This window comes from Stenotrophomonas sp. GD03958, from assembly GCF_029839005.1.
GTDB classification, from domain to species: domain Bacteria; phylum Pseudomonadota; class Gammaproteobacteria; order Xanthomonadales; family Xanthomonadaceae; genus Stenotrophomonas; species Stenotrophomonas hibiscicola.
In genome coordinates this window covers 1-5,875 of record NZ_JAOBZT010000121.1, presented here as the reverse complement: position 1 = coordinate 5,875, position 5,875 = coordinate 1, and the positions used below count along the sequence as shown (strand labels likewise).

The window sequence follows — 5,875 nt, the reverse complement described above, 5'->3', positions numbered from 1 at the left end:
GCGGCTGCTCGGCCACTTTCCTACCGGCGTGGCCATCGTCTGCGCGCGCGATGCGCAGGGTAAACCCATCGGCCTGACCATCAATTCGTTCGTGCCGGTGTCATTGCAGCCGCCGCTGGTGCTGTGGAACCTGGCGTTGCACGCGCAGAGCCTGTCCACCTTCCAGCGCGCCACCCGCTTTGCGATCAGCGTGCTGGCGGCCGACCAGGAAGCGCTGGCCCGGCGCTTTGCCGATCCGCAGGTCCGCAACCGCTTCGACGGCCTGGCATTGCTGGATGACGACGAGGACGCCCCACCGCGCATCGCCGGTGCGGTCGCCCATCTCACCTGTACCCGCCACGCACAGTGGCCGGTGGGCGATCACCTGCTGCTGGCCGGCCGCATCATCGACGTGCACGAGAACGGCGGCGCGCCGCTGCTGTTCCATCGCGGCCGCTTCCAGCCAGGCCCGGCCGAGCTGCTGGTGGAGGTGCGCTGATGAACATCGAAGCTCTGGAATGCATGCTCGCCGCCGGCAAGGACGGCGCGCTGCTGCGCTTCGGCTTGGGCAAGGGCTGGCTGGATGCCGGCAACCCTGTGCGCGCGGCCACCCATCTGGGCCGTTGCGTGGTGCTTGATCCGCAGTACTCGGCGGCGTGGAAGCTGCTGGGCAAGGCCTGGCTGGCCAGTGGCCAGCCGCAGGCGGCGCGCGAAGCATGGCAACGCGGCCTGAGCGTGGCCGGCAGCAAGGGCGACCAGCAGGCACGCAAGGAAATGCAGGTGTTCCTGCGACGCCTGGACCGCGAGCAGGCGGACCTGGCGAAAGCGGGCTGAGTCGATCAGCCCGCGTTGGCCGATGCCGGTGCGGACATGATGTCCGACATCGGCAGGCGGCGCGGCTTGCTCGGGAACGCGTGACGCAGGATGCGCCAGACCACCTGGCCGAACTGACGCGGCAGCGAGCCGTTGTTGTAGTGCTGGCCGTAACGGCGGCAGATGTCCTTCACTTCCTTGGCGATGGCCGCATAGCGGTTGGCCGGCAGATCCGGGTAGAAATGGTGCTCGATCTGGTGGCTGAGGTTGCCCGACAGCACGTTGATCAGGAAGCCACCGCTGATGTTGGACGAACCGCGCAGCTGGCGCAGGTACCAGTGGCCGCGCGACTCATTGCGCAGGCACTCCTTGGGGAAGGTTTCCGATTCGGCGGTGAAGTGCCCGCAGAAGATGATCACGTAGGTCCAGATGTTGCGCAGGCCGTTGGCGACCAGGTTGCCCAGCATCACGGTAAGGAAGAACGGACCGGCCAGCAGCGGGAAGAACACGTAGTCCTTCAGCACTTGGCGGGCCATCTTGCGCGCCACCGGGCGGGTCTGCAGCCACATCGCACGGCCGCTGATGCGGCCCTTCAGCCAGCGGCCAAGGCGAAGGTCCTGCGCGGCCACACCCCACTGGAACAGCAGCGCGAAGATCGGCGCGATGATCGGCTGCAGCAGGTAGAACGGCTTCCAGCGCTGTTCCGGGAAGATGCGCAGCAGGCCATAACCGATGTCATCGTCCATGCCACGCACGTTGGTGTAGGTGTGGTGGCGGAAATTGTGGGTCTTGCGCCAGTTGTCGGCGGTGGCAACGATGTCCCACTCGTAGGTGTTGCCATTGAGCTTGGGATCACCGGTCCAGTCGAACTGGCCGTGCATCACGTTGTGGCCCAGCTCCATGTTCTCCAGGATCTTCGACAGCGCCAGCAGCAGCGTGCCGGTGATCGCGGCCGGCCACAGCAGCGGCATCCAGAACAGCGGCGAAAAGGCCGCCAGGAACAGCAGGCCACGGCCACCCACGCCGAACCAGCGCACGGCGGCGGCCACGCGGCGGATGTAGCGGGTATCGGAGGCGCCGAGGCTGCCGATCACACGGTCGCGGATCGCGTCGAGTTCCTCACCGAAGGCATGCATCTCGGCAGTACTCAGGGCACGGTCGGTAGCGCGGGTCATGGCAGGCGTCCTCAGAGATCCAAAGTCAGGTCGGTGGTCGGTGCGCTCACGCAGATCCGCACCGGCTGTGCCGATTCGGACTGCAGGTCGCCGGTGCGCAGATGGCGGGTGGCGCCAATGACGCGATCACATGTGCAGGTATTGCAGATGCCCATGCGGCAACCATGCTTGGGCTTGATGCCATGCGCTTCCAGGCTTTCCAGCAGCGAGCGGCCACGCGGCACGCTCAGCTGGCGGCCACTGCGCGCAAGCGTCAGCGACACCTCGCCTTCGCTGCTGGCATCGCGCAGCGGCGCCGGCGGGGTGAAGGCTTCGGCCTGGAACCCAGCCACCTGGTGCGCCAGGCGCTCACGCGCGGCAGCAACGAAGCCGTCCGGGCCGCAGGCCAGCACATGGCGCTGCGCCAGCGGCGTGTCATCGCCGGCCACCTGCAGATCATGGGTATCGATTCGCGCGGCCGGCACCTCACCCTCGCGGGTGGTCAGCAGGTGCACGCGCAGGTTCGGCTGGCGCGCGGCCAGTGCCTGCAGCTCATCACGGAACTGCAGGTGGGCGGCACGGCGCTCCCAATAGAACAGGTCCACCGGCGCGGCCAGCGGGCGCTGGCAGGCCTCGCGCAGCAGGCTGCGCATCGGCGTGATGCCACTGCCGGCGGCCAGCAGCAGCACCGGCGCCGCCGTCGGCAACTGGAATTCACCGAACGCAGCCTCCAGCCGGAACAGCTCGCCCGGTCGCGCATGCTTGACCAGATGCTGGCTGACCCGACCGCCCTCGATGGCCTTGACGGTGATCGCCAGCTCGCGCGGCCCCAGGACGGTGGGACTGTAGCTGCGCTGGCACAGGCGCCCGTCAAGCTCCACGCCCAGGGTGACGTGCTGGCCGGCGCGCATGCCGGCCCAGTGCCGGTTGGTGCGCAGGACCAGGGTCGCCGCGCCCTGGCCTGCCGGCTCACGCCGGACCAGGCGGGCCACCGGCTCACGCAGGGTCCACAGGGGATTGAGCTGGCCCGCCCAGAAATCGAACAGCGACGGCGAGACCCAGCGGTACGGAGAGAACAGGGACGGACGGACGACAGCGCTCATGGGCGCACTATACGGGCGCACACACACCTGTGTATACATGTGTATATTGAACCGGATTGGGTATGATTCAGCCTCGCCCCACCGGAACCCCCATGGCCGCCGCCACCGCCTTGTCGACGCCTGAAGATGCCAACAGCCCGGCCCGCCGTACGGTGAGCCGCGAGGATCTGCTGGCTGCCGCCCTGAAGCTGATCGGGCCGCACCGCAGCCTGTCCACGCTCAGCCTGCGCGAAGTGGCACGTGAGGCCGGCATCGCGCCGAACAGCTTCTACCGGCAGTTCCGCGACATGGACGAACTGGCCGTGGCGCTGATCGATGCAGCCGGCCGCTCGCTGCGCACCATCATCGGCGAAGCCCGCCAGCGCGCCACCTCCACCGCCACCAGCGTGGTGCGGGTCTCGGTGGAGACCTTCATGGAGCAGCTGCGCGCCGACGACAAGCTGCTGCACGTGCTGCTGCGCGAAGGCGCGGTCGGCTCGGACGACTTCAAGCACGCGGTCGAACGCGAGCTGCACTACTTCGAAGAAGAGCTGCAGCACGACCTGGTGCGCCTGGCCGCGCTGGATGGCGCGGTGCTGCACGCACCGGAACTGGTGGCCAAGGCCATCACCCGGCTGGTGTTCGCGATGGGCGCCACCGCCATGGACCTGCCGCCGGAGAAGGATCCTGAACTGGTCGAACAGATTTCCACGATGATCCGCATGATCATCGTCGGCGCCCGTACCCCCGCCGCGTTCCGTCGCGGCTGACGATCGGCCCCGGGGCTCGGATCCCTTTCCGCCGGAAAGGGCTCTGACCCGCTTCCCTGCCCCACAACGGCCTCCAACCTCCGGCCTGCAGGGCCCAGCCCCAGCGGTCTGCTCAGCCGCCCTCGGCCTTGCGCACGAACGCCTCGAACAGCGCCAGCGTCTGCTCGCTCACATGGTGCTCGATGCCCTCGGCATCGCGCCGCGCGGTATCCGCGTCGACTCCCAGCGCCAGCAGGAATCGCTCCACGGTCTGGTGGCGCTGGCGGCTGGCATGGGCCAGCGCTTCGCCTTCCGGGGTCAGGAACACGCCGCGGTACGGCCGCTGCACCACCCAGCCATCGCGGGCCAGGCGCCGCAGCATCTTCGCCACGGTGGGTTGGGCCACGCCCAGGCGGGTGGCGATGTCGACCTGGCGGGCCTCGCCGCCGTCGGCCAGCAGGTCCGAGATCAACTCGACATAGTCCTCCACCAGCTCCATCCGGTGCGCCTCGCGCACTTGCCGGAAGCTCTCGACCTGGCGCTCGGCCTCGATCAAGGGGGTGCTTTTCAGCGATGTCGAATCGTCGGTCTTGCCCACGCCTGCGCCTGTCCTTCCGGTGCAATCCGGTGTTGAACCTGAATTCTGGACCAGTCACACGACAAAGACGATTGTTTCACATTGCTAATGACTATAGCAGTGGCTATATTCGGATCCATGAACACTCTGGCGCCCCGCGACCCTTCGGCTTCCACCCCGGCCAGCCTGGGCGCGCTCAACGCCTCGGTCGCGGTGCCCGAAAAGGGTCACTGGTGGTTCCGCCTGCTGGCCTTCCTTGGCCCCGGCTACATGATCTCGGTCGGCTACATGGACCCGGGCAACTGGGCCACCGACCTCGCCGGTGGTTCGCGCTTCGGCTACCTGCTGCTGTCGGTCATCCTCGTCTCCAACCTGATGGCGGTGATCCTGCAGGCGCTGTCGGCACGGCTGGGTATCGCCACCGGCATGGACCTGGCGCAGGCCTGCCGCGCGAGGTACCCGAAGCCGGTGAACCTGGCGCTGTGGGCGCTGTGCGAGGCAGCGATCATCGCCTGCGACCTGGCCGAGGTGATCGGCACCGCGATCGCGCTGAAGCTGCTGTTCGACCTGCCACTGCTCTGGGGCGCGGTCATCACTGCGCTGGATACGCTGCTGGTTCTGCTGCTGATGAACCGCGGCTTCCGTGCGCTGGAAGCCTTCGTGATCGCGCTGCTGATGGTGATCTTCGCCTGCTTCGTAGTGCAGATCGCGATGGCTGCGCCGTCAGTGATGGCGGTGCTGGGCGGCTTCATTCCGCGCGCGCAGGTGGTGACCGATCCGCACGCGCTGTACATCGCGATCGGCATCATCGGTGCCACGGTGATGCCGCACAATCTCTACCTGCATTCGTCCATCGTGCAGACCCGCGCCTACCCGCGTACCGATGAAGGCCGCCGCAGCGCGCTGCGCTGGGCGGTTACCGACAGCACCCTTGCGCTGACCCTGGCACTGTTCATCAACGCCAGCATCCTGATCCTGGCGGCAGCCGTGTTCCATGCCAATGGCCGATTTGATGTGGAAGACATCGAGCAGGCCCACCAGCTGCTGGCGCCGATGCTGGGGGTGGGCGCGGCGGCGACGTTGTTCGCAGTGGCCCTGCTGGCGTCGGGCCTGAATTCGACAGTGACCGCCACGCTGGCCGGCCAGATCGTGATGGAAGGCTTCCTGCACCTGCGCCTGCCGCCGTGGCTGCGTCGGCTGATCACGCGCGCGCTGGCGATCATTCCGGTGGTGGTGGTGATCCTGCTGTTCGGCGACCAGGGCGCGGTGAAGCTGCTGGTGCTGAGCCAGGTGGTGCTGTCGATGCAGCTGCCGTTCGCGATCATTCCCCTGGTTCGGATCGTGACCGACAAGGTGACGATGGGTGCGCTGGTGGCACCGCGCTGGCTCGGCGCGATCGCCTGGGTGATCGCGCTGGTGATCGTGGTGCTGAACGTGAAGCTGCTGGTGGATACCTTCAGCGGAGCCTGACGCCAAAGCACGGACCCTGCCCCGGTAGATCCACGCCATGCGTGGATGCCC

General features: G+C 67.6%; 7 protein-coding genes. 4 read left to right on the top strand and 3 right to left on the bottom strand.

Features of this window, described 5'->3' with window-relative positions; all coding sequences use genetic code 11:
• Both N5C25_RS20045 and N5C25_RS20040 read left to right on the top strand, forming a co-directional pair.
• Window positions 1-478: flavin reductase family protein (locus N5C25_RS20045; protein WP_279937747.1), on the top strand; the 478-nt coding region annotated here is incomplete at its 5' end.
• On the top strand, window positions 478-813 hold the full coding sequence (locus N5C25_RS20040; protein ID WP_005409958.1) for a tetratricopeptide repeat protein: 336 nt from the start codon (window positions 478-480) through the stop codon (window positions 811-813). The genes N5C25_RS20045 and N5C25_RS20040, both read left to right, overlap by 1 nt.
• Before the next feature lie 5 nt (window positions 814-818).
• On the opposite strand, the gene N5C25_RS20035 is transcribed toward N5C25_RS20040, so the two are convergent.
• Both N5C25_RS20035 and N5C25_RS20030 read right to left on the bottom strand, forming a co-directional pair.
• Entirely contained in the window at window positions 819-1,967 is a 1,149-nt protein-coding gene (locus tag N5C25_RS20035; protein ID WP_058982258.1) for an acyl-CoA desaturase, read from the bottom strand.
• Window positions 1,968-1,978: 11 nt separating this feature from the next.
• Entirely contained in the window at window positions 1,979-3,049 is a 1,071-nt protein-coding gene (locus tag N5C25_RS20030; RefSeq protein ID WP_279937746.1) for a ferredoxin reductase, read from the bottom strand.
• Between the two features lie 92 nt (window positions 3,050-3,141).
• Here N5C25_RS20030 and fabR point away from each other — a divergent pair, with 92 nt between their 5' ends.
• Window positions 3,142-3,798 (top strand): HTH-type transcriptional repressor FabR, encoded by a 657-nt coding sequence (fabR, locus tag N5C25_RS20025; RefSeq protein ID WP_005409961.1) that lies wholly within the window; start codon window positions 3,142-3,144, stop codon window positions 3,796-3,798.
• Between the two features lie 112 nt (window positions 3,799-3,910).
• On the opposite strand, the gene mntR is transcribed toward fabR, so the two are convergent.
• Window positions 3,911-4,375, bottom strand: coding sequence for a manganese-binding transcriptional regulator MntR (gene mntR / locus N5C25_RS20020; protein WP_049465391.1), 465 nt, complete (start codon window positions 4,373-4,375; stop codon window positions 3,911-3,913).
• Between the two features lie 117 nt (window positions 4,376-4,492).
• Here mntR and N5C25_RS20015 point away from each other — a divergent pair, with 117 nt between their 5' ends.
• Window positions 4,493-5,824: an Nramp family divalent metal transporter gene (locus N5C25_RS20015; protein ID WP_058982262.1), complete on the top strand. Its 1,332-nt coding sequence runs from the start codon at window positions 4,493-4,495 to the stop codon at window positions 5,822-5,824.
• Window positions 5,825-5,875: the final 51 nt, after the last annotated feature.

Excerpts from the sequence above, each read along its gene's own strand:
- fabR (WP_005409961.1), top strand. The coding sequence starts at position 3,142 with ATGGCCGCCGCCACCGCCTTGTCGACGCCTGAAGATGCCAACAGCCCG.
- N5C25_RS20015 (WP_058982262.1), top strand. The coding sequence starts at position 4,493 with ATGAACACTCTGGCGCCCCGCGACCCTTCGGCTTCCACCCCGGCCAGC.
- N5C25_RS20040 (WP_005409958.1), top strand. The coding sequence starts at position 478 with ATGAACATCGAAGCTCTGGAATGCATGCTCGCCGCCGGCAAGGACGGC.
- N5C25_RS20035 (WP_058982258.1), bottom strand. The coding sequence starts at position 1,967 with ATGACCCGCGCTACCGACCGTGCCCTGAGTACTGCCGAGATGCATGCC.
- N5C25_RS20030 (WP_279937746.1), bottom strand. The coding sequence starts at position 3,049 with ATGAGCGCTGTCGTCCGTCCGTCCCTGTTCTCTCCGTACCGCTGGGTC.